Origin of the sequence: Flavobacterium gawalongense (assembly GCF_007097265.1) — a bacterium.
Taxonomy (GTDB): Bacteria; Bacteroidota; Bacteroidia; order Flavobacteriales; family Flavobacteriaceae; genus Flavobacterium; species Flavobacterium gawalongense.
Genome location: NZ_VJZP01000036.1, coordinates 13791 through 38710, shown reverse-complemented (window position 1 = coordinate 38710; position 24920 = coordinate 13791). Strand labels below are relative to the sequence as shown.

At 34.6% G+C, this 24920-nt stretch carries 19 protein-coding genes; 9 read left to right on the top strand and 10 right to left on the bottom strand.

Annotation, left to right across the window (positions count from 1 at the left end; all coding sequences use genetic code 11):
• Positions 1-132: 132 nt before the first annotated feature.
• From FNW38_RS15150 to FNW38_RS15125, 6 genes are all read right to left on the bottom strand, one after another.
• Positions 133-612, bottom strand: coding sequence for a DUF6265 family protein (locus FNW38_RS15150; protein WP_143387768.1), 480 nt, complete (start codon positions 610-612; stop codon positions 133-135).
• Between the two features lie 338 nt (positions 613-950).
• On the bottom strand, positions 951-3257 hold the full coding sequence (locus FNW38_RS15145) for a DNA topoisomerase 3 (protein ID WP_143387769.1): 2307 nt from the start codon (positions 3255-3257) through the stop codon (positions 951-953).
• A 243-nt stretch (positions 3258-3500) separates the two neighbouring features.
• A complete protein-coding gene (locus FNW38_RS15140) occupies positions 3501-4151 on the bottom strand; it encodes a DUF1801 domain-containing protein (protein WP_143387770.1) in 651 nt (216 codons plus the stop codon).
• Between the two features lie 402 nt (positions 4152-4553).
• Positions 4554-5573 (bottom strand): retropepsin-like aspartic protease, encoded by a 1020-nt coding sequence (locus FNW38_RS15135; protein WP_143387771.1) that lies wholly within the window; start codon positions 5571-5573, stop codon positions 4554-4556.
• A gap of 90 nt (positions 5574-5663) precedes the next feature.
• Positions 5664-6530, bottom strand: coding sequence for a DUF4238 domain-containing protein (locus tag FNW38_RS15130; RefSeq protein WP_143387772.1), 867 nt, complete (start codon positions 6528-6530; stop codon positions 5664-5666).
• 419 nt (positions 6531-6949) lie between these two features.
• Positions 6950-7849: an Abi family protein gene (locus FNW38_RS15125; RefSeq protein ID WP_143387773.1), complete on the bottom strand. Its 900-nt coding sequence runs from the start codon at positions 7847-7849 to the stop codon at positions 6950-6952.
• 420 nt (positions 7850-8269) lie between these two features.
• Here FNW38_RS15125 and prfA point away from each other — a divergent pair, with 420 nt between their 5' ends.
• The 4 genes from prfA to FNW38_RS15105 all read left to right on the top strand — a co-directional run bounded on the left by prfA (position 8270) and on the right by FNW38_RS15105 (position 13433).
• Positions 8270-9346 carry a peptide chain release factor 1 gene (gene prfA / locus FNW38_RS15120; protein WP_143387774.1) on the top strand — a complete coding sequence of 359 codons (1077 nt, stop codon included), beginning with the start codon at positions 8270-8272 and terminating at the stop codon, positions 9344-9346.
• Positions 9347-9439: 93 nt separating this feature from the next.
• Entirely contained in the window at positions 9440-11515 is a 2076-nt protein-coding gene (locus FNW38_RS15115; RefSeq protein WP_143387775.1) for a DUF5723 family protein, read from the top strand.
• 111 nt (positions 11516-11626) lie between these two features.
• Positions 11627-12454: an orotidine-5'-phosphate decarboxylase gene (gene pyrF / locus FNW38_RS15110; protein ID WP_143387776.1), complete on the top strand. Its 828-nt coding sequence runs from the start codon at positions 11627-11629 to the stop codon at positions 12452-12454.
• A 166-nt stretch (positions 12455-12620) separates the two neighbouring features.
• A complete protein-coding gene (locus FNW38_RS15105; RefSeq protein ID WP_143387777.1) occupies positions 12621-13433 on the top strand; it encodes an ABC transporter substrate-binding protein in 813 nt (270 codons plus the stop codon).
• On the opposite strand, the gene FNW38_RS17530 is transcribed toward FNW38_RS15105, so the two are convergent.
• On the bottom strand, positions 13428-13577 hold the full coding sequence (locus FNW38_RS17530; RefSeq protein WP_185963151.1) for a hypothetical protein: 150 nt from the start codon (positions 13575-13577) through the stop codon (positions 13428-13430). The genes FNW38_RS15105 and FNW38_RS17530 overlap by 6 nt on opposite strands.
• Positions 13578-13685: 108 nt before the next feature.
• On the opposite strand from FNW38_RS17530, the gene FNW38_RS15100 reads away from it, so the two are divergent.
• The 4 genes from FNW38_RS15100 (at position 13686) to FNW38_RS15085 (ending at position 17922) form a co-directional block, all read left to right on the top strand.
• Positions 13686-14471, top strand: a complete 786-nt coding sequence (locus FNW38_RS15100) for an alpha/beta fold hydrolase (RefSeq protein WP_143387778.1) — start codon at positions 13686-13688, stop codon at positions 14469-14471.
• A 360-nt stretch (positions 14472-14831) separates the two neighbouring features.
• The gene (locus FNW38_RS15095) at positions 14832-16316 is read left to right on the top strand and encodes a catalase (protein ID WP_143387779.1); all 1485 of its coding nucleotides are present in this window, start codon (positions 14832-14834) and stop codon (positions 16314-16316) included.
• A 20-nt stretch (positions 16317-16336) separates the two neighbouring features.
• On the top strand, positions 16337-16990 hold the full coding sequence (locus FNW38_RS15090; protein WP_144065021.1) for a VOC family protein: 654 nt from the start codon (positions 16337-16339) through the stop codon (positions 16988-16990).
• 416 nt (positions 16991-17406) lie between these two features.
• On the top strand, positions 17407-17922 hold the full coding sequence (locus FNW38_RS15085; protein WP_143387781.1) for an O-acetyl-ADP-ribose deacetylase: 516 nt from the start codon (positions 17407-17409) through the stop codon (positions 17920-17922).
• Between the two features lie 201 nt (positions 17923-18123).
• Here FNW38_RS15085 and purU read toward each other — a convergent pair whose 3' ends face one another.
• Together purU and FNW38_RS15075 are read right to left on the bottom strand one after the other, a co-directional pair.
• Positions 18124-18978 carry a formyltetrahydrofolate deformylase gene (gene purU, locus FNW38_RS15080; RefSeq protein ID WP_143387782.1) on the bottom strand — a complete coding sequence of 285 codons (855 nt, stop codon included), beginning with the start codon at positions 18976-18978 and terminating at the stop codon, positions 18124-18126.
• Positions 18979-19392: 414 nt separating this feature from the next.
• Complete coding sequence (locus FNW38_RS15075) at positions 19393-20100, bottom strand: DUF4197 domain-containing protein (RefSeq protein ID WP_143387783.1); 708 nt, start codon at positions 20098-20100, stop codon at positions 19393-19395.
• 290 nt (positions 20101-20390) lie between these two features.
• Here FNW38_RS15075 and FNW38_RS15070 point away from each other — a divergent pair, with 290 nt between their 5' ends.
• Positions 20391-23903, top strand: a complete 3513-nt coding sequence (locus tag FNW38_RS15070) for a methylmalonyl-CoA mutase family protein (protein WP_143387784.1) — start codon at positions 20391-20393, stop codon at positions 23901-23903.
• A 291-nt stretch (positions 23904-24194) separates the two neighbouring features.
• On the opposite strand, the gene FNW38_RS15065 is transcribed toward FNW38_RS15070, so the two are convergent.
• Complete coding sequence (locus tag FNW38_RS15065; RefSeq protein ID WP_143387785.1) at positions 24195-24593, bottom strand: FimB/Mfa2 family fimbrial subunit; 399 nt, start codon at positions 24591-24593, stop codon at positions 24195-24197.
• Between the last annotated feature and the right edge of the window lie 327 nt (positions 24594-24920).

The window sequence follows — 24920 nt, the reverse complement described above, 5'->3', positions numbered from 1 at the left end:
AATCCTGTTACAAGCGTTTTTTTATTGTCTAAAAAAGAACGCTAATCAAAATAAACGAGGTTTTTCAGTACCCTCCAAAAAAGCAAGGTTTTTTTGGAGCAAGGTTTTGGTTGAATGTGAAATGTGAAATTTTTATTTGATTTTTTTCATCGAATAGTTCTCTGAACTTGGTTTTCCTTGTTGGATTCCCGAAATTTTAGCAACCAAACTATCTGCGGTAATTTGGGTATAACTGATTTTTTGAGGATAATCATGTTTTGAATTTTCAAAAACCAATTCTTTTTCGGTTGCAGTTGTCAACTTAAAAGAAACCGGTTTGTCATCGTTTTGTCCTTTAACGGCTGCATTATAAGTCAATTCTTCCCCTTTTTGTTGCAAGGTTATGGTTTCAAAATGCAAGGTGTCTTTTTCTTTAATGAAATAAGATTGGGCCTGAAAAGTACTGTCATTTATTTTCTTCCAAGTTTCTTCCAGATTTCCATCAACCGAATTGTTTTCCCAGTTTCCCAGTAGCCAACTTGCCGCTTTGATTTTATCTTTTTCATTTGATTCGGAGTTTTTACAGGAAACAATTGCTAACAAAAGCAGTATAAGAGTTATTTTTTGAAACATTTGTTTAAATATTTGGTGTTATTTTGAAATGCTAAATTATAAAAAAATAAAACAGTGTGCTTTTTTAGTTTTGGAATTCAGGGTAAACGCTTTTAAAATTTTTTACCACTCCCGATAGGAGCTAACGGTCAATGTCATTAAGGTTAGGGATTATATTGACCTCGGAGAGGTCAAATGTTTATAGAAATAATATTCGATTTCTACACGACCCCAGCGGGGTCGTATGTTTTTCAATATGATACAACCCCGCTGGGGTTGGTGGTGTGTGGTACTTTGGTTTCTATAAACATTGAAATCCTCTGGATTTCTCTTAACTTAATGACATTGAGTTGTCGAAATTAAATACTTTCTTTCAAAATAGTATAAACCAGTTCTTTGGTAGGTTTTTGATCTTTTAGTTTCGCCCTAACTACCTCAAAAGGTACTTTAAAATCACAGCCCGATTTATAATCACCGCAACCATAAGCGGTTTTCCCTTTCATGACTGTTCCTTTTTTACATTTGGGACAGGCTAATGCATCCGATGTTGCTTTCACCCCTATTTTCTTAGGTTCTAATTTGAGTTTGAAATTTTCATCAAAGCGAAGCAAACCTTCCACAGCGCCGGAATCAGTTTTGAAGTCTTTTAAATTTACCGTAGACCCTTTTTGAAGTAATCGCAAGTATTGGTTCTCTGATATTTTTTTCTCCGCAAAAGTATAGGGCAATAGAAAAGTACAACCTGCTTTATAATCGCCACAACCATAAGCCGATTTTCCTTTGATGAGTGTCGCTTTTTTGCATTTTGGACAGGCTTCCGCCAAAATTCCTGCTGCTTTCTTTTTCTCAACAATAGCTTCTTGCTTCTGAATATTTCCCGCATGCGAAATATTGGCGCGTCTGGTTTCACTTCGTACTTCATACACCAAAGCTTCTACCATGCGTTTCATATTGTTGATAAATGCAGCGGCGGTAAAGGTTCCTTTTTCAATATCTTTCAACTGTTTTTCCCAGGAACCCGTAAGTTCAGCCGACTTTACCAAATCATTTTGAATGGTGTCAATCAATTGAATCCCCGTTGGCGTTGGCAATACCTGTTTTTTGTTTCGAACGATGTATTGGCGTCTAAAAAGAGTTTCAATAATATTGGCTCGTGTTGACGGACGCCCAATACCATTTTCTTTCATCAATTCGCGTAAATCTTCATCGTCTACCTGTTTGCCCGCAGTTTCCATAGCCCGCAATAAGGTGGCTTCCGTAAACTGATTGGGTGGTTTTGTTTCTTTTTCTAAAAACGAGGGTTCATGTGGTCCTTTTTCGCCTTGAACAAAACTCGGTAATATATCGGCTTCTTTTTCTTTGGCGTTTGTACTGAGCGGAGACGAAGTATCAAAAACTATTCGAAAGCCTTTTTTTAGGATTTCTTTTCCGGTGGTTTTGAAGGCTACATCGGCAGCTTTCCCAATTACGGTGGTATTGGCTACCAAACAATCGTCATAAAACACGGCAATAAAACGCTTTGTAATAATATCATACACTTGTTGCTGATTGTATTGCAAATTGGTTTGTATGCCCGTTGGAATAATCGCATGGTGATCGGTTACTTTTTTATCGTTGAAAACTTTAGCCGATTTTTTAATCTTTTTTTCTAAAAGTGGCTCCGTCAGCGCGGCATAATTGGTTAATTTTTGCAGGATACCGGGTACTTTTGGATAGATGTCATTTGGTAAAAACGTGGTATCGACTCTCGGATACGTGACTACTTTTTGTTCGTACAAAGTCTGAACAATTTTAAGCGTTTCATCAGCCGAAAAACCAAACTTTGTATTGCAATACACCTGTAATCCCGTTAAGTCAAACAGTTTAGGCGCAAATTCATTGCCATTCTTTTTTTCGACAGAAACAATTTCAAAATCACTTTCCTTGACTTTATTGGCCAAAATTTCGCCATCTTCCTTTTTCAAAAAGCGTCCTTCCTCATAGCTAAAAAGCGTCTCTCTGTATAAGGTTTGCAACTCCCAATAGGTTTGCGGTTTAAAATTCTCAATTGCTGCAAATCTGTCAACCACCATGGCCAGTGTAGGGGTTTGCACCCGTCCAATGGACAATACTTGTTTGTACCCGCCATGTTTTACGGTATACAAACGGGTGGCATTCATACCGAGTAACCAGTCGCCAATGGCTCTGGAAAAGCCTGCGTAGTATAAATTATCGTAGTTGGCGGATGGTTTTAAGTTTTCAAAACCCTCTTTGATGGCTTCGGTAGTTAAGGATGAAATCCATAAGCGTTTTACCTCGCCTTTGTACTGGGCTTCATTCATGACCCAGCGCTGAATGAGTTCTCCTTCTTGTCCCGCATCCCCGCAGTTGATGACCAACTCGGCTTTGTCAAATAAACTTTTTATAATTTTAAATTGCTTTTGAATCCCCGAATTTTCCACCACTTTGGTTTCAAATTTTTCGGGAAGCATGGGTAGGTTATTCAAATCCCAACTTTTCCAATAGGATTTGTAATCGTTAGGTTCTTTTAAAGTACATAAATGCCCAAAGGTGTAAGTTACGACATAGCCATTGCCTTCGTAATACCCATCGTGTTTGGTATTGGCTCCTAAAACGGATGCGATTTCACGTGCTACACTTGGTTTTTCGGCAATACAGACCCTCATTTTATCGTACTAATTTGAAGCTGCAAAGTAGGAATTTAGAAGTTGGTATTAAAAAGAAATCTTTAGGAGTTATGAACGGGTAGGGTTTGCTATTTTTTAGGAGCAGAACGAATGGTTTTTTATAGACGTACGGTCCTGCTGTCCGCTGTATCTCTGCGCTGCGCTGCGAGGATGCCGCTTCCATCAGGGCTATTGATTCCGTTTCATTTTCATAATAACCAAAGCAAAAGATGCTGTAGATTGTCATTTATTTTCTTCTCCAATGTATTTGTGTGAACCGTCGCAGTTAGGCATTTTTTTAGACATCCCACAAATGCAATCGTTGAATCCTTTTCCGTCAAGAATTCGCGGAATGTAATTTTCTATTCTCGTTTCGCGAGTTTTGGATTGTTTGGGAGCCGAAAAATACAGATTGTAGGCTCGTTGTCGTCCCGGTGTTAAGGCTTTAAAAGCTATTTTTAAAGAAAGATTTTTGTCTAAAGCAATTTGTAATTCTTCCACCAATTCAAGTTCTGTATTGCTTTTAAAAATTACTTTCAAGCCCGCTTTTTCTACCTCAATGGCTTCATAAATATAGTTTTTTATAATGGGTTTCAGTTCTTGAATTTCTTGCAAATTTGTAAACCTAAAGAAGCGTACTGCCTGACTGTTTTCTCCAGGTTTACTTAGAAAACCATTGCTGTCTTGTAACAAAGTCCCTTTGAAAAAACTAAGCGCACAGTACTCTTTGAAACTACCTATAAGAACAACGTTATTTCTTTGAAAACAGTAACAAGGATTTCGCCACTTGAATTCTTCTGTAAGACCGCAATCGAGTAGCAATAGTCGCAATTGCTCTATTTCGGGCTGCCATTTTTTGGTATTGCTTATAAAGTCATCAACTTTGGGATTCATTTTATTTGTTTTTAAAAATAAAGGGATGTTTTTGGTTTGATAAAAGTATTAAAAAAACCAAATCGCCTGGATATAAAAATACTTCTCGTTACGGATAGCGCAGAATTGCATTCTGTGCCTACTCCAATTAGTACCCGAAACTAATCTAATAAAATTACTTCTCAATCAATCTTTAGGCACAAAAAAAAGCTATACCGTTTTATGGCTATAGCTTTTCTGAATTGTTTTACCTGCTCTCGTTTGTGGGCACGGTTTGCAAAACCGCGCTAACGATTGTGGATATCCGCGCGATCGGGGTTGCAAATCCTATCGAACTAAAAAGAGATATTTGCGCAATCTGGCTACAGTTTGCAAAACTCCGCTATCGTACTGAAAGACATGTTCGCGCGATCTGGGATTATTCTAATTTTCTATTATGAGTTCATTACTCTTATTGTCAATTTTTATTGATTTAAATTTTTGAATGAATGATTGTCCTAACAATAAATCGCTATTTAACTCGCCAATTGTGGCTTCAATATCAGTTACAGTTATCTTTCCAATCGTTAAACTTTTAATTTTAAAAATTGGTTTTTTTGATGAACTGCCATCCGCGATTGTAAAAGTTTTATATCCAAGTATGTCATTTTTTGAAATTGTGCCATTTCTAACTAAAACGCTGAATACGTCTTCGGGAATTAAAACAACTGATGCTCCACTATCTAAAATGAAATCTAGATTGACAGAATTATTTATGTTAAGATTAATTTTACAAACACCATTTTCGTGTTTTAATTGAAATCTATTTCCACTATTTTCATTGTTAAAATGTCTTTTTGTCTTTGTAATTACTAATTGTTCATTACTACATTTGTTTTTTAGATTATCTACTGATTTTGCAATAAAAGTTAAAGCATTTAAGCGCATATCTTTGATTTTGAAATTTTTATTATCGACATTTTGGAACTCTTTCCAAACTTTACATTCATCAGTACCAACTTGCTCTTTTGAATTTATGAGAAATTTTAAAATGCCAAAACTTAATCTTTCAGAATATAATTTCTCATTTGCTTTTAATATTTGTTTTGATAAATCAATATTGGATGTGAAATATAGATAACTCAGTATTAGTTTATCTTCAATGTTTTTTATTTCTTCTATTTTATTTATATGATGTTTATTTTTTAAATAAATAAAGAATAAATCTCCTGCTTCCATTTCATCTGGTGAATTAAAAGCATCAACCACAGCCATTTTTTTATCAAAAGTTTCCGAACTACTCAAAAAGTTACAAATTCTATTATCTAAATCAAATGCTTTTTTAGCATGACTCATGATTTCTAATTCATTATATGCCAAATAATAATTTGAGTCAGTTAGTGGATTTTGAGCATTGCAAAAGTTTATTGCCAATAGAAATAGAAGTATAATTTTTGATTTCATTAAATTAAGTTTAAATTAATTTTTATTAGCACCATTATAATAGATATTCACGCATCTTTGTAATCAAATTTTCAAACTTTTTCAGATTATTCACATTTGTTGGTTAATTTCTATTTTTGTAGGTTTGATTTCAGTATTAAAAACTAAATATTTATCATAATCAAAAGTTATTTTTTTTGTTATTTTCTCAAAAGTATCAAAATCAATCTCATTTATTTTATCTTTTTTTAGACTTCTTAATTGATTTGTTTGTATTTCAGAACTTGGATGGTACATAAACAAGCAAAAATCTTTTGAAAGTGGTAAATAAATTTCAGATTCGATTGGAATTAACACTCCGTATTTTCCTTGAGTGTCCAAATGAACGGGACTATCAGTTGTTAACCAACCTATATTGTTAAAATCTTTTATGAATACTTTATTGAAATGTTTAAATATATTAGCAAGATAATGCATAATTGTTTCTAATATAATATTTAATTGATTTTCAATTTCGAAATGATTTATAACAAATTCTATATCTTTTTTATCGTTTGAAAAATGGCTAATTTCTGAAATAAATTTTTCACGAGTTTGATTATCTGCTAAAAGTCCATTTATGAAATTTCTAAATGGATTTGTTCTGCACAATATATTTGCAACAAAAAAATAAAGAAATTTTGTGTCTTTGGAGTTTAGTTGTTTTTGATTATGAAGATTTGAAATGAGTATATTATAATGATTTTCTATTTGATTACTCATATTCTCAAAACCTCTTCTTATTTCAAAATCTTCAAATGGTAAATCAAATATATTAGTTTCGATTGTAAAATCATTTACTCTAATATTTTCGGTTTCTGTTTTACCTATTTCAAGTATAGAAAGCCAAAATTCATCATTTTTTTTATAGCCAAATTGCTTCAAGTAAACTTGAGAAACCTTATGTTGTTTTTGATTTTCAGGTTCTTCTTTTTTCATATTTTTGCCAACTCGTTTATAGGTTTAACGATGTCCGTTTTATTACCTCTATATTGGGACGCTTTGTATGATAAACGTGAGTGTTTATTTATTTTCAAATATATAAATTAATACCGAAAATACTGATAAAAAATCATTCGTATTATGTTATTTTTCAAAAGTAGCTCCTTATGCTTTAGGAATTTCACGGAAAACCGTAAACGCTGTCTTTTTAACACAAATGCCCTAGCCCCAGTAGCAGAGAGCTAATTCTTTAAGTTTGAAATATCCGCGTTGCAAACGCTACGATTGTGCTATAAATTTAAATTGGCACTCGTTGCAAACGAGCGCCAGTGGGAGCAAACGCTACTATTGTGCTATAAATTAAAATTGGCGCTCGTTGCAAACGAGTGCCAGATGGGATAGTTGAATGAAAATGACTATTGCACCCATATTGGTTGCGTTCGCCAATTTGCAGGGAAACCCATTTTGTGTACCGGAACGTTTGGATATTCATTTACCAATTTAAAGAATTTGTTTTTTATGGAATTCCCCGGACTTATACAATCAATTGTATATAATGTCAGAGAAAGTAAAGAGAATAGTTTTGCTCTTTGATTTTCGTTCGGAATGTAGGTTATCGGTTGATTTTTTAGGTTTTTAGGCCATAAATATTTTGTTGTAATATTATTATTCCATAATCTGGAATGATGTGCTATTACATTTCTAATTACTGTTGTCGCTTCAAGAAAACTAGAAAAATCTTTATGTGAATTAAAACCAAATTCTATTGCAATCTTAGATTTTTCAGGCAATTGATGCGCCAGATTTTTGTATAGCTTTGAAAGTGTACCGAGGGATACCACTTCTAAAGCCTTCCACGCTTCCGGGAGTTCGTTTTTATGATTTTTATTGTGTTCTAAAATAAACTGTTCTTTACTTCTGGCAATCTCTATATTTAAATGATCGGTAATTGATTTTTGTTTGGTTTTATCTGAAAAAATAGTATAGTCTATATAGCATAACGGTCCATAAGAAAGCGAAAGCTGGTAAATTAATTTGGTTCTTAAAGCCACTTCAATTCTTTCTATTGCATCAAACATTAATAGTCTTAAATGTCGATCGAAATTGTATAAATCTATGACCTCTTCAAAGTAACTGTAGTCGTTAAATTGATGTTCTACTTTGTCAGATTGCATTTCCCACCAATATCCTTTTAGGCGATAATAACTAATGTTTTTTAGGAAATGTGGTGCATTGGTTTCGTTACGAAATAGCATTCCTCTTTCTTTTAAGAGTGCAATTTGTTCCTCTACAGTTTTAGGTGCTTTGTTCGCCATATTGGTATAAAAAAAAAGACCAGAAGGCTGTTCTTACGGGAAGCGCTACTGGTACGATTGGAACAAATGTATATACATTTGTATTATTGTGCAAACTTTTTAACATTTATTAGGACTTGTCTAGAATATCAAGGGTTTGTAATTTAACAAATGCTTGAATTATCAATATAAATGGGATTTTACGGGAAACCGTAAATGCAGTTATTTAGTATAATTCCCTAGCCCTGATAGAAGCGGTATCCTTTTTCTTGCTTCTTTAGCAAGAAAAAGATATAGCGAATAGCAGGAAACAGCTCCTAAAAAAGATTATAATTCCATTGAAGATTATAAAGAAACTGTTACTAAAAAACTCAAAACTTTAATGATAGAATTTTAAACAAAAATTTCGTAATTTTGCACTCCAAATAAAGGAATAAGAAAATGTTAGATAGACTTCAAATAGTAAAACAACGTTTCGATGAGATATCGGATTTGATCATTCAGCCGGATGTTATCTCTGATCAGAAGCGTTATGTGCAATTGAATCAAGAGTACAAAAGTTTAAAAGCTTTGGCCGAAAAGCGCGATGAATACGTGCTGATTATGGCGAATATTGAAGAAGCAAATGAAATAATAGCGGATAACAGTGATGCAGATATGACCGAAATGGCCAAAATGCAACTGGAAGAAGCGAAAGAAAGATTGCCGGAATTAGAGGAAGAAATCAAGTTCATGTTGATTCCTAAAGATCCCGAAGATGCCAAAAATGTTATGGTGGAGATTCGTGCCGGAACGGGTGGGGATGAAGCGAGTATTTTTGCAGGGGATTTATTCCGTATGTACACGAAGTATTGTGAGAACAGAGGTTGGAGAACTTCGGTTGTGGATATGAATGAAGGAACTTCTGGTGGTTTCAAAGAGGTGATTTTTGAAGTTACCGGTGAGGATGTTTACGGAACGTTGAAATTTGAAGCGGGTGTTCACCGTGTGCAACGGGTTCCGCAAACGGAAACGCAGGGACGTGTTCACACTTCGGCAGCGACCGTTATGGTATTGCCGGAAGCAGAGGAATTTGACGTTCAAATTGATATGAATGATGTGCGCGTGGATTTTTTCTGTTCTTCAGGACCAGGTGGACAATCGGTAAATACAACCAAATCAGCGGTTCGTTTGACACACATTCCAACGGGATTAGTGGCGCAATGTCAGGATCAAAAATCACAACATAAAAATAAAGACAAGGCATTTGGCGTTTTGCGTTCCCGTTTATACGAACAGGAATTAGCTAAAAAACAGGCCGAAGATGCCACCAAACGTACCTCTCAGGTAAGTTCTGGTGACCGTTCTGCAAAAATTCGTACCTACAATTATGCACAAGGTCGTGTAACGGATCACCGTGTTGGTTTGACTTTATATGATTTAGGAAATATCATGAATGGTGACATCCAGAAAATTGTTGACGAGCTAGCGTTAGTCAACAACATGGAGAAACTGAAAGAAGCAAGCGAAGTATTCTGATAAAATTTAATTAAATGATAACACTTATTTGGTTGTAAAAAACTAAATAAGTGTTTTTTTTGTGTTCTAATTCAATAATGTAATATTTTTTGTATGAAAAAAACGCTACTTTTTACCTTTATTTTAGCTGGGATGTTCTCAGCAAATGCCCAGTCTTATTTAGGCTTTTATCATGATAATTATGCAGGAGTACAAGGCGTGCTTTTTAATCCGGCTTCTATCGTTGATTCCCGTTTTAAAACCGATATTAACTTGATTTCATTCAGTTCTTCGGTAAGTAATGATATGTATGGAGTGAATTTTTTTGATGTTTTTAAAGATGGTTATGATTTTGATACTCAGGCAAAAAAATCATTTAGCAATGCGAACAAAGTAAATTTGAATATGGATATAATGGGGCCATCATTTATGTTCAATATTGCTCCAAAACATTCTTTAGCCATTTTTACAAGAGCTAGGTCTGTTGTTAATGTAATAGATATTAACGGTAATGTAATTAATGAACTCTCCAAAGACAATAAAAATAATTTTGATTATAGCATAGGAAGCCCTAATGCTGTTGGGAATTCTTGGGGAGAGATAGGAATTTCGTATGCTGCAGTTTTATATCAACAGGGACAACACTTTTTGAAAGGTGGTATTACTGCAAAATATTTGCAAGGTATTGCCAATTATCATTTTCAAGGGGATAATGTAAGCGTTAAATATAATGAAAATGTTCTTTTGCCTCAAAATAGTACATATACTACTACAGGTACGGCAGTTTATGGATCAAGTCAAGATTTTTCTACCAATTCAAATATTGATATCGATTCAAAATCTAATGGTTTTGGAGTAGATTTAGGATTAGTTTACGAATGGAGACCTGATTTTGACGCTTCTGGAAAAGATATCAATAGCTTGAAGTATTTGAATAAGTATAAACTTCGTTTTGGATTTGCACTTACGGACTTAGGTTCAATGATGTACGATAAAGGAGTTCGTAATAATTATAATTTAAATAAGACAATTACTCAGGATGATTTTGATAATGCGGATAATTTTGATCAATTTTTAAAAGACAATTATAGCCCTACAGTGGTAAATGGTGCGGTAAAATCAAAATTACCAACTGCCATTCATGCTGATGTTGATTGGAATATTCACAACAAGTTTTATGTAAACTTAAATGGGGACTTTAGTGTTGTTTCTAAAACAATATTAAATCAAAGTAGTATTGCCAACCGAGTGAGCTTGACTCCTCGTTATGAATCTAAATGGTTCAGTTTTTATGTGCCCGTTTCTTATATGGATGTTAATAAACAAACGCAAGTGGGTGTTGGTTTACGCACAGGAGTATTCTTTATTGGTTCAGGTTCTGTCTTGTCTAATGCGATTTCTAATAATTCTAGAGCAGCAGATTTTTATTTAGGTGTAAAAATTCCAGTGTATCAGAAAAAAGCGAAAGACAAAGATGGTGACGGTGTTTTAGATAAAGATGATGAATGTCCAAAAGTAGCCGGTCCAGCAGAAAATAATGGTTGTCCTTGGCCAGATACTGATGCCGATGGAACATTAGACAAGGATGATGCTTGTTTAAATGAAGCGGGTCCATTAGAAAACAAAGGATGTCCTTGGAAAGATTCTGATGGAGATACCCTTTTGGATAATGTAGATGAGTGTCCTCAAACGGCAGGTCCTGTTGAAAATAAAGGTTGTCCTTGGCCAGATACAGATGCTGACGGAACATTAGACAAAGATGATAAATGCCCAACGGTGGCTGGTCCAGTAGAAAATTTTGGATGTCCTGTGGTGAAACGAAAAGAAATTAAGGAGGAGGTTACTAAAAAAATCAACGAGTATTCAAAAACAATTTTGTTTGATACCGGAAAAGCAACAATAAAAGCGGAATCGTTCGCAAGTTTAGATGCCATCGTTACCGTTTTGAATGAATATGAAACAGCTGAATTTAGAATTGAAGGACATACGGACAGTTCAGGAGTAAAAGCTAAAAACTTGAAATTGTCAGAAGATAGGGCAGCCTCAGTAAAAAATTATTTGGTAAGCAAAGGAATTAAAGAAGATCGATTGACTTCAGAAGGATTTGGATCGGCTAAACCAATTGCCAGTAATAAAACGGTGGAAGGTCGAAACCTGAATAGAAGAGTTGAAATCAACTTAGTAAAATAGTTTAATAGAACGCCTCCCACAAAAGAGGCGTTTTTTTATTTTGAATCTTTGCTAACTTTGCAAAAAACTTCCCGAACTTTGCAGCCAAATAATAACGAATAATAAACTGTTTTGACAATACAACAACTTATAGACCAAATTAGAATCAAGAAATCCTTCCTAGCTGTAGGATTAGATGTTGATTTGAATAAAATTCCACAGCATTTATTAGAACTGGAAGATCCTATTTTCGAATTTAATAAAGCGATAATTGATGCAACTCATGATTTAGCGGTGGCTTACAAACCAAATACTGCTTTTTATGAAGCATACGGAATAAAAGGTTGGATGTCGTTGCAAAAAACAATCCATTACATCAACGAAAATTATCCGAATATCTTCACGATTGCGGATGCAAAACGTGGTGATATAGGAAATACGTCTTCGATGTATGCCAAAGCTTTTTTTGAAGATTTAAACTTTGACAGCGTTACTGTTGCTCCTTACATGGGAAAAGATTCGGTGGAGCCGTTTTTAGCTTTCGAAAACAAACATACTATTATGCTGGCTTTGACTTCAAACGAAGGCGCGTTTGATTTCCAGACTTTAAACGTGGATGGAAAAGAATTGTACAAACACGTGTTAGAAACCTCTAAAACGTGGAAAAACAGTGAAAATCTAATGTATGTTGTAGGTGCTACCAAAGCGGAATATTTTACTGAAATTCGTAAAATTGTCCCAGACAGTTTCTTGCTTGTTCCAGGAGTTGGAGCGCAAGGCGGAAGTTTATCCGAAGTTTGTAAATACGGTATGAATACTACTGTAGGATTACTGATTAATTCTTCCAGAGCCATAATTTATGCCTCAAATGGAACTGATTTTGTTGAAAAAGCAAGAGCTGAAGCTTTGAAAATGCAACAGGAAATGTCAGCAATTATTAGTTTAAAGTTTAAAGTTTAAAGTTTCAGGTTGTCTAATTTAGAGCTTACTATATTTTGCTTTTTTTAATATAAAAAGTATTTATTCGGGACCATTAAATAATACTTTAAATCTTCATTTTCTAAATTTCTTAATGGTTTAAAGTTTTCAACTTATGCAGTAACATTATCAACTTTAAACTTTAAACTTGAAACAAAAAAAAATAATCGACCAACTCGGAACTTCCCATTCTTTTGAAACTTCGCCCAAGCGCATTATTTCACTAGTTCCTTCTCAAACGGAATTACTGTATGATTTAGGTTTGGAAGACAGAATCATCGGGATTACCAAATTCTGTGTGCATCCGTATCATTTTAAATCAACTAAGAAAATCGTTGGCGGAACCAAAAAAGTGCATTTTGAGAAAATCAGATTGTTACAACCTGACATCATCATTTGTAATAAAGAGGAAAATACTCAGGAAATCGTTGACGAATTGCGTAAAATCTGTCCGGTTTGGGTGACAAATATCATTACCATTGAAGACAATTTTAAAATGATTACCGATTTTGGCCAGCTATTCAATTGCAGGACCGAAGCCCAGAAATGGAACGACAAATTGGCTTTTGCCTTGAGCGATTTTAAAAACTTTGTCAAAGATATACCCGTAAAAAAAGCAGCATATTTCATTTGGAAAAACCCTTTTATGGTCGCTGGTTCGGATAATTTTATCAATGAATTACTGAAACTGAATCATTTTGAAAACATTTATGCAGGCAATCCCGAGACTTCGGGACGTTACCCGGAAATCGAACTCAAAAAAATGCGCTTGGAAGGCGATCCGGATTTGGTTTTTCTATCCTCAGAACCTTTTCCTTTTAAGGAAGAAGATGCTTTTGAAATAGGAAGACACACGCATCATGCAAAAACGGTGTTTGTTGATGGTGAAATGTTTTCTTGGTATGGAAGCAGGCTGCTAAAAGCGTTTGAATATTTTAAAAAAATGCATCAAAAATTATAATTCACATGCTGAAAGAACTAATTCTTCCTTAGCAACGGGAGGCTTTATAGTATTTTTTTCGATGTCGAAATTTTGTTCCGCAAGTATTTGATATTCTCTTTTAAGCTTTTCTATTTCACTTTTCTCTTTCAATAATCCAGTCATCGGTGTGATTTTTTTGCAAATTTACGTTTTACAATTGTTAAATTAGTATTAATATATGTTAAGATTGAGATTTAAAATTAAAATCCTATTTTTACAAAAAATAAGAACGTGATTAATTATACCATTTACGAAAATAAAAACACCGATCAGTGGGTAACTTTTGTGCATGGTGCCGGCGGAAGTTCTTCTATCTGGTTCAAACAAATACGCGATTTCAAAAAACAGTATAATGTATTGTTATTGGATTTGCGTGGTCACGGGGAATCAAAAACCATACTGAAAACGGCTTTCAAACAGAACTATACTTTTTCGGCTTTAGCCAATGATATTCTGGAAGTTTTAGACTTTCTTAAAATAAAGAAATCACATTTTGTTGGTATTTCATTGGGTACAATTTTGATCAGACAATTGGCAGAAATGTATCCGGAACGTGTCCAAAGCATGATTCTTGGTGGCGCTATCCTAAAGATGAATTTCCGTTCTCAAGTATTGATGCGATTGGGAAATATGTTTAAATATGTATTGCCTTATTTGGTTTTATATAAATTTTTTGCCTTTGTCATCATGCCTAAAAAAAGTCACAAGCAATCTCGTGTACTTTTTATAAACGAGGCTAAAAAATTATACCAAAAAGAATTTATTAAATGGTTTAAACTCACTGCCGAAATAAATCCGGTTCTCAAATGGTTTCGTCAGGTCGAATTGAATATTCCTACGCTTTATGTTATGGGTGAGGAGGATTATATGTTCTTACCTTCTGTTCGAAAAGTTGTCGAAAATCATTACAAATCTTCTAAACTATTTGTGATAGAAAAATGCGGACATGTAGTAAATGTGGAGCAACCTAATGCATTTAATGATGCTGTCCTTTCTTTTATAAATACGGCTAAATAAAAAAATGCCTGCATTATAAATGCAGGCAATTCTTTAACTAACCAAAACCAAAAATAATAAATAACCAGTTTATTACCCTGCAAAGATCATACATAGCCAGACGTTTTGCTGTTAAGATTTTGTTATTACTTTGTTGTATATACGTTAAGTTTTTTAACTTTATTCTTTTATTGTCGGTTAGCGGTTCTGGTCCAGAATCAACTTTAAAATTAACCGATTTTTACCTATTCAAATTTTATTTTTCTTTTGTTGAAAAAAACTACAAGCCGTTTTTTGATATTGTTTTTATATGAACTATCAATTTTGTTTGTGTTTTTACCCTTTGTTATTCCTTGATGAAAACTATTAAATTTTATTAATATGAAATCACATGAAAAACTTACAACAGCGTCCGGAAGACCATTTGTAGAAAACGAAAATTCTCAATCGGTAGGTTCACGAGGACCATTATTATTGCAGGATTATATTCTTCACGAAAAAATGGCTCATTTTAACAGAGAACGAATTCCGGAAAGGGTAGTGCATGCAAAAGGTTCTGGAGCATTTGGGACATTTACCGTAACACACGATATTACTAAATATACAAAAGCTAAAATTTTTTCTGAAATTGGAAAAGAAACTAAATTAGTACTTCGATTTTCAACGGTAGGAGGTGAAAGAGGTTCAGCTGATACAGAAAGAGATCCACGAGGCTTTGCTATGAAATTTTACACCGAAGACGGGAATTGGGATTTAGTGGGGAATAATACGCCCGTTTTCTTTGTTAAAGACCCCAAAAAATTTGGTGATTTTATACACACCCAAAAACGAGATCCTTATACCAATATGAAATCACCGACCATGATGTGGGATTACTGGTCGCTGAATCCGGAGAGTTTGCATCAGGTATTGATACTCATGTCAGATCGAGGAACTCCTTTTGGCTATCGTCATATGAATGGGTACGGCAGTCATACGTATTCAATGATTAATGCCGCTAACGAAAGAGTTTACGTTAAATTCCATTTCAAAACCGCTCAAGGAATTAAAAATTTCACAAATGAAGAAGCGGCAGAAATGAAATCGCATGATATGGATTTTTCACAACGTGATTTGTTTGAGAATATCGATAAAGGAAATTTTCCACAATGGAATTTGCAAATCCAAGTCATGACGGAAGAGCAGGCTAATTCTCAAGACTATTATTTGAACCCATTTGATTTAACCAAAGTTTGGCCTCATGGCGATTTTCCGTTGATTGATGTTGGCGTTTTAGAATTAAATCAAAATCCACATAATTATTTTCAGGAGATTGAGCAAGTAGCATTTGCGCCTGCCCATATTGTAGATGGAATTGGATATTCACCTGATAAAATGTTGCAAGGGCGTCTATTGTCATATCCTGATGCACAACGCTATCGTTTGGGAACAAATTATGAGCAAATCCCTGTAAACCGTTGTCCATTTGCAACGAATAATTACCAACGAGATGGACAAATGCGAGTAGATGGTAATGGAGGAAGTAATCCAAATTATTTTCCAAATAGTTTCGATGCTATGGAAATAGATCAGGCTTACAAAGAACCGCCATTAGAAATTTTTAGTGATTTTGCTGACTGGTATGATAGAAATTGCGAAGGTGAAAATGATCACTATACACAACCGGGTAATTTATTTAAAATCATGACTCCGGAGCAACAACAAAATACTATTACTAATATTATTGCTCACATGTCTGGTATTGAAGGTCCTAAAAAAGACGAAATTGTTAACCGTCAATTGAGTCATTGGTATAGAGCTGATGGTCGCATAGGAGCCGGAGTTGCTGCAGGATTGGGAGTTGACGTTGATTTGCTGGAAAGATAATTAGTTTCAATTTAAACAAGATGAATATTCTCGAACTTGAATTATTAACAGATACTATCGATGAAACGGAGTTGTTTTATAACAATGTCATCGGGTTGAAAACTATTTCGAAAAACAATTCGAGTATTTCTTTTGCAGCGGGCGCCACAAAACTAACTTTTAGGTCTTCTGAGAATTTAATGCCAGTGTATCATTTTGCCTTTGATATACCAAATAATAAGTTACAGGAAGCCTTTGCTTGGATAGAAAAGAAAACAAAAATTTTAGTTGTAATTCCGCCTGATAAAATCGCAGATTTTTATAACTGGAATGCAAAGTCTTTTTATTTTTATGACAATAATGGAAATATTTTAGAATTCATTGCCCGTTTCAGTTTGGATAATGCATCGGAGAAACCGTTTGATGGATCGTCAATTGTATCCCTTAGCGAAATAGGTCTTGTTTCAAATAATGTTTCACAGTTCAGTGATGAAATTTGTAAAAAGTATGATCTTTCGATATTTCCAAAGCAACCCAAACTAAATAAATTTATTGTTCTGGGGACAGATACGGGACTTTTTATCCTTGTGGAAGAAAACAGAGATTGGTATCCCACGGATAAAAAAGCAAAATCGTTCTGGACCAAAGTGGTATTTTATAATGATGGAAAAACGAGAGAAATTGAAGTTTTTTGAATGAAAAATTAAAGTTAAGATGTTCACTTGGGGAAGCGTTTTTTTTTTATAAATAATAGGATTGTTCTTTGTTTTATAAATAAATCCTACATTCGAATAGTTAGAAAAACTAAATCGACAATACAAAAAACGCATTGCGTTTTTTGTATTACTGGAATTAAAATTATAAGAACCAAATAATTAAGAGCCTGTTTAAATTTTCTCTAATTATTTTTTTACGGATTATTTCTCGCTATATTTCGTTAAATTTATTCAACAATAATCCATTATTCTTTCAAAATTTGCCTCATCTATCGATAAATAATCTCGTAAAAATTCTAATATTTAAATTTTGAACAGGCTCTAAGTGTTTTGCAATTTTATGGAATTGCCTCTATTTATAAGTTAGCTGTAATGTGATCTCGAAACAAAAAAATATGATTCAAGTTATAAAAAATGATATCACAAAAATCTCAGTTGATGCAATAGTAAACGCTGCTAATTCATCTCTTATGGGTGGCGGTGGTGTTGATGGAGCAATTCATAGAGCTGGAGGAAATGCAATACTGGAAGATTGTAGAAAAATTATCGCTAGACAAGGAAGTTGTAAGACTGGGGAAGCGGTAATTACTACTGCAGGAAAACTTCCAGCCAATTATGTAATACATACAGTTGGTCCAGTTTGGAATGGTGGAAATAAAAATGAAAAAGAAAAACTTGCTGACTGCTATAAAAATTCATTAAAACTTGCTGTAGAGAACAACTGCAAATCTGTTGCATTTCCAAGTATTAGTACTGGTGTATATCGATTCCCAAAAGATGTGGCAGCCCAAATTGCAGTTAAGACAGTTTCTGAATTTCTATCAAAACATAATGAAATTGAAAAAGTAATATTTGTTTGTTTTGATGATGAAAATGAAATTTTAATAAATAAAGAGTTAAACAAAATTTAGCACAGCTAAACAATGGTAACCGTTGCCAGCTCTTTTCAAAATCTAAATGAAAGGAAAAAAGAACAAAAACAAACCTCGCTTAAAAGTTCCGAAACTTCGGAACTTTTAAGCGAGGTTTGTTTTTGTATACTATTTAGGGTTTCGGCTCCCTCTCCTTTGGAGAGTCACGAGGTTTCGGGAAGGGTGAGGATTTTATTTTTTTTACGAAAACACCACCGTTTTGTTATCATAAACCATCGTTTTTCTCTCGGCATGTAATTTTATGGCTCTTGCCAAAACCATGCGTTCCAAATCACGCCCTTTCATAATAAAGTCTTCTATAGAATGACTGTGTGAAACTCTGGCAATATCTTGTTCAATAATCGGACCTTCATCTAATCCTTCGGTCACATAATGACTGGTGGCTCCAATAATTTTCACGCCGCGTTTAAAAGCAGAATGATAGGGTTTGGCTCCAGGAAATGCCGGAAGAAAGGAATGATGAATATTGATAATTTGATTTTTGTATTGCGCAATTAAATTTGGCGTAATAATTTGCATGTAGCGCGCCAAAACAATAAAGTCAATGTCATACTGCTCCAGCAAATCAATTTGCTTTTGTTCCCCTTCGGCCTTAATGTCTTTGGTGAAAGGAACATAATGAAACGGAATAGAAAAACGTTCCGCCACTGATTTCAAATCCTCATGGTTGCTTATAATCAAAGGGATTTCAAGTGGCAATTCACCAGCGCTGTATCGTCCTAAAATGTCATACAAACAATGGTCGTATTTAGAAACAAACAGCGCCATTTTTGGTTTTTCATCTTGGGTATACATTTCCCAAGACATATTAAACGGATTTGCTAAATTAGCTTTAAAATCAGTTTTGATAGCTTCAATATCCCAATTTTTGGCACTGAACTCACATTCCAAACGCATGAAAAATACATTTTCATCGGCATCCACATGTTGGTCCAGATAGATAATATTACCGTCAATTGAGGCAATATAATTGGTAACAGAGGCAATAATTGCTTTTTGGTCTTCGCAATGTATAAGTATGGTAATTTTTTGCATTTTATGTATCTCTTTCGACTTTAGTCTGTATAGTGTTTTTCAAAACTAAACTTATTTCTTTTTATAAAAAAATTTGATTTTAGTGTTTATGTTTTAAAAATAGCTAACGGTTTAATAATATGACTATCCGTAAATAATGCTAAAGAAAAATTTAGCTACAAATTTCACGAATTTGTCACGAATTTTTATCCTAAAAGAAAAATTAAACACCAATTCGTGAAATTTGTGGCTACGTCTAATGAACTCGTACTTGGTCTGTTTTTTTAACAGCTGTGATAACTTTACACTAATATCATCAAATGGATATTTTTCTGTATAACAAAAAAACACACCCCTAACCCCTCTCAAGAGGGGAATTCGACCCTGCTAACATTTAAACCTTTAGTTGTTTTTTATGTAAATAAGTCGATTAAATTAAATCTTGTCCTGCATCGCAAAAACTTTTTGCAATAAAACGGAAGTTCTGGAACTTAAATTTGTTCTGATATTTTTTTCTTCAACGGCAATCATCTTGAAAACGCCATTCATTGCTTGATTGGTAACATAATCAGTCAAGTCCGGATTTACTTTATTTACTAATGGAATGCTGTTGTATTTTGTTATAATGTTAGACCAAACTTTATCAGCACCTACTTTAGTGAATGAATTTTTTATAACAGGATTAAATTTTCCGTACAAAGCAGTCGAGGTGCTATTTTGTAAATAATTCGTCGCTGAACTTTCATTTCCCATCAAAATCGATTTGGCATCCATAAAAGTCATGTTTCTCACCGCATCAACAAATATAGGAGTAGCTTCTTTAACAGCATCTTCGGCAGCACGATTCAATACTTTCAAACCTTCGTCGGCCAAAGAACTCAAACCAATTCTTCTCAACCCAGAATCTACTTTTCTTAATTCTTCCGGCAATAAAATTTTTACGGCTTCATTTCTGTAAAAACCATCTACCGCGGTCAATTTTGTTACTTGTTTAGAAATTCCATTATTTAGTGCTTCCTTCAATCCACCTGCAATATCTACCCCTCCGATTCCCTGAGTTTGGGGTAATTGATTAAGAACCTGTTGCATTTCGGCACAACTGGAAAGAGAGATCACCACCATTAAAAATAAAATTTTTTTCATCTTAAATTGTTTTTATAAGTTTACTTCGTCAGTTCGCCATATGACTTGTGTCAAAAGTACTACTTATTCAAAAATAAAGCCACAATTTTATTTAGGAGCACAAACTTTAGGATTTATTAAGGAACAGTTGTCCCGCTGTCCGCTGTATCCTCGCTGAAAAAGCGAGGGATGCCGCTTTCATCGGGGCTAAATAACAAAATCCTTGCTTATTTATCAACAACTATGACCGACATTAAATAATTATTAAAATAAAGTCGTAAATTGCAGTCTTAAATTATCATATTCATAAAATGGAACACGTAAAATCCTATATTCCTAATAATAAAGTAAGAATTGTCACCGCAGCAGCTCTTTTTGATGGTCACGATGCAGCCATTAACATCATGCGTAGAATTATTCAATCTACCGGTGTTGAGGTAATTCATTTAGGTCACGATAGAAGTGTGGAAGAAGTGGTAAATACAGCGATTCAAGAAGATGCTAATGCTATTGCAATAACATCGTATCAAGGCGGTCACAACGAATATTTCAAATATATGTACGACTTGCTTCAAGAAAAGGGAGCAGGACAAATCAAAATATTTGGTGGTGGCGGAGGAGTAATTCTACCTTCAGAAATTGCCGAATTGCAAGCGTACGGAATCGCAAGGATTTATTCTCCTGATGACGGACGTGCTATGGGTTTACAAGGAATGATAAATGATTTGGTGGAAAAATCCTCCCCCAACCCCTCCGAAGGAGGGGAGCTAGGAAAGGATGTAGTGAATTGTAACACGGATGCCTCTGCTTTGATAAAGCTAGGAAATGCTGGTGTTTTAAAAAGTCTTGAAAAGAAAGATGTAAACACAATCGCCAGATTGATTTCTCTTGCAGAAAATAATCCTGAAGATTTCCACAAAGTTTTTACAGCTCCCCCTTCGGGGGCGGGGGGGGATACTCCGGTTCTTGGAATTACGGGAACGGGTGGTGCGGGAAAATCATCTTTGGTCGATGAGTTGGTGCGTCGTTTTCTAATTGATTTCCCTGAAAAAACGATCGGGCTAATCTCAGTGGATCCATCCAAAAGAAAAACAGGTGGAGCACTTTTAGGAGATAGAATCCGAATGAATGCCATCAATAATCCTCGTGTTTATATGCGTTCGCTGGCAACGCGTCAATCTAATTTGGCTTTGTCAAAATATGTTGCCGATGCGATTCAGGTTATTAAAGCAGCGAAATATGATATCATAATCCTTGAAACTTCGGGAATCGGACAATCCGATACGGAGATTATGGATCACTCAGATGTTTCCTTATATGTAATGACACCTGAATTTGGTGCCGCAACCCAATTAGAGAAAATTGACATGCTTGATTTTGCTGACTTGGTAGCGATAAACAAATTCGACAAACGTGGTTCCCTTGATGCGTTAAGAGATGTAAAAAAACAATACCAACGCAACCACAATCTTTGGGATGCGAATTTAGATACACTTCCGGTTTTCGGGACAATTGCTTCACAGTTCAATGATCCGGGAATGAATACGCTTTACAAAGCGATAATGGATAAAATCCATGAAAAAACAGATTCTGATTTGAAATCAACGTTCCAAATCACTCGTGAAATGAGCGAGAAAATTTTCGTTATCCCACCGCACAGGACCCGTTATTTATCTGAAATTGCCGAAAGCAACAGAAAATACGATGTTACAGCGGTTAGTCAAGAACAAGTGGCTCAAAAATTATACGGGATTTTTAAAACCATCGAATCGGTAACCAAAAAAATTCCGGAATTAAATAAGGCAGGAATTAATGATGATTCTGTTTTACCAACTGCTTTAGAATCCGAAAAACCAGGTGTTGTTGAGGATAGAATCTTTTTAAACCTTTTACTGAATCAATTTGATAAAGTAAAAATGGATTTGGATTCCTACAATTGGGAGATCATTTTAACTTGGAACGAAAAAATAAATAAATATAAAAATCCAGTTTATACGTTCAAAGTTCGCGATAGAGAAATAAAAATGGCTACACATACGGAGTCACTTTCACATTCTCAAATCCCAAAAATAGCTTTGCCAAAGTATCAGGCTTGGGGCGATATTCTGCGTTGGTGTTTACAGGAAAATGTTCCTGGAGAATTTCCTTTTACGGCAGGTTTATATCCATTCAAGCGTGAAGGGGAAGATCCATCACGAATGTTTGCAGGAGAGGGCGGACCGGAACGAACCAACAAACGTTTTCATTATGTAAGCGCAGGATTACCGGCAAAACGATTATCAACAGCTTTTGACAGTGTGACTTTATACGGAAATGACCCACATGTTCGTCCAGATATTTATGGAAAAATCGGGAATGCCGGAGTTTCTATTTGTTGTTTGGATGATGCTAAAAAACTGTATTCTGGTTTTGATTTAGTGCATACCATGACTTCAGTGAGTATGACCATTAATGGACCTGCACCCATGTTGTTAGGATTTTTCATGAATGCGGCTATTGATCAGCAATGTGAATTATATATTAAAAAACACTGTCTTGAGGTTGAAGTTGAAGAAAAAATCAACGAAATTTATACCAAAAAAGGAGTCGAAAGACCGCATTATCAAGGTGATTTACCCGAAGGAAACAATGGTTTAGGATTAATGCTTTTGGGTGTGACCGGAGATCAGGTTTTACCTGCGGATGTTTATAATGAAATCAAAGCAAGAACGCTGTCTCAAGTACGTGGAACGGTTCAAGCCGATATTCTTAAAGAAGATCAGGCACAAAACACCTGTATTTTCTCTACTGAATTTGCGTTGCGATTGATGGGTGACGTACAGGAATATTTCATTACCAAGAACGTTAGAAACTTTTACTCGGTTTCTATTTCAGGATATCACATTGCCGAAGCAGGAGCAAATCCTATCACGCAATTGGCTTTCACACTTTCTAATGGGTTTACTTATGTGGAATATTATTTGAGTCGAGGCATGAATATTAACGATTTTGGACCAAACCTATCCTTCTTCTTTTCGAATGGAGTTGATCCGGAATATGCAGTTATAGGCCGTGTGGCACGTAAAATTTGGGCGAAAGCCATGAAAAACAAATACGGAGCTAACGAGCGTGCGCAAATGCTGAAATACCACATTCAGACTTCCGGACGTTCTTTACACGCGCAGGAAATTGATTTTAATGATATTCGTACGACTTTGCAAGCGCTGTATGCGATTTACGATAACTGTAATTCATTGCATACGAATGCCTATGATGAAGCCATTACGACACCTACGGAAGAATCAGTACGCCGTGCGATGGCTATTCAGTTGATTATCAATAAAGAATTAGGTTTGGCCAAAAACGAAAATCCAATTCAAGGTTCGTTCATCATCGAAGAACTGACAGATTTGGTTGAAGCTGCCGTTTTAAAGGAATTCGACAGAATTACCGAGCGTGGTGGCGTTCTTGGAGCGATGGAAACCATGTACCAACGAAGTAAAATTCAGGAAGAAAGTTTGTATTATGAAACTTTGAAACATACAGGAGAATTCTCAATCATTGGTGTCAATACTTTTTTAAGTTCCAAAGGTTCTCCAACGGTAATTCCAGCCGAAGTAATTCGTGCCACCGAAGAAGAAAAACAATATCAAATTGATATGTTGAGCCATTTACACCAGTCCAATCAAGATACAGTAAAGGAACATTTGAATACGCTTCAGGAAGCTGCCATTAAAAATGAAAATTTATTCGAACACTTAATGGAAGCGACAAAGGTTTGTTCTTTGGGACAAATCACTTCGGCTTTATTTGAAGTGGGAGGGCAATATAGGAGGAATATGTAAGCCGAGAACCACTTTTTGCGTAGCAAAAAGGGTGTGAATTGCTTATCCTGCTTTTGGGCAGGATCTCAGACACTCGCTTTCGCTTTTTAGCGAAAGGGTAGTGGTCGCTTATCCTGATTTTTTGGGGAATCTTTTTTAATATTTAATAAAGACCTTTCAGTGATGAGGGGGCCTTTTTTGAATTCTTATAAACTACATTTGATGCAATAATTGTAATCACAAAAAAGAGGCTGTTCTTACAAAGACACAGCCTCTTAAAAATAATATTCGGGTATTCTTTTCGGCAACAAACTAATCAACATTTGCTACATTTTTATTTTTCAATGCCGGTTTGTATACTTCCGAGATTGCTTTTGTTGTTAAAATTGACTTTTCTTCAGAAATAATAATTTCATGTCTTACTTTTTTTAGATTGTTTTCCACAACCAAATAGTAAATTCCAACAGGAAATTCATCTAAATTATAAGTTCTTAAAATTCCTGTTTCACCTGTTGCATTTTCGGTGTAGATTAAGTTATCCTTATCATCATAAATGGATACATTAACTTTTTTGATTTGATTTAGAGAAAAGCTAATTTCATTTCCTTTACCTTTTTTTACATTGAGTAAAAAATCACTGTCGATTGCATACGAACTCATGCTAGTCATTGCCACTACCAACAATAAACTTAATTTTGAAATCTTTTTCATGATACTAGTTTTTAAATTAATAATTAAAATTAATAATGCTAAATTACTTCAATGAGACGTGCTGGAACACCGCTGGTTTTTCTGATTTAGGTACTATTTTATCATTTACGAAAACGATTTATGTTGAAAACACAGGTGTTGTATGTCTTTGTTTATTAGAAACTTATAAATGAAAAAAGAAGAAGAACCATTTCAATTGTAGTTTCGTCCTAAAAAACAGTGATTAATTAATACTTACTATTTGTAGTAAAGTCAAAGCTATCTCAAGACTATTGGGGTGGCTTTTTTTATATGGTTTAAGTCTTTTTTTTGAATATTAGATTTTAA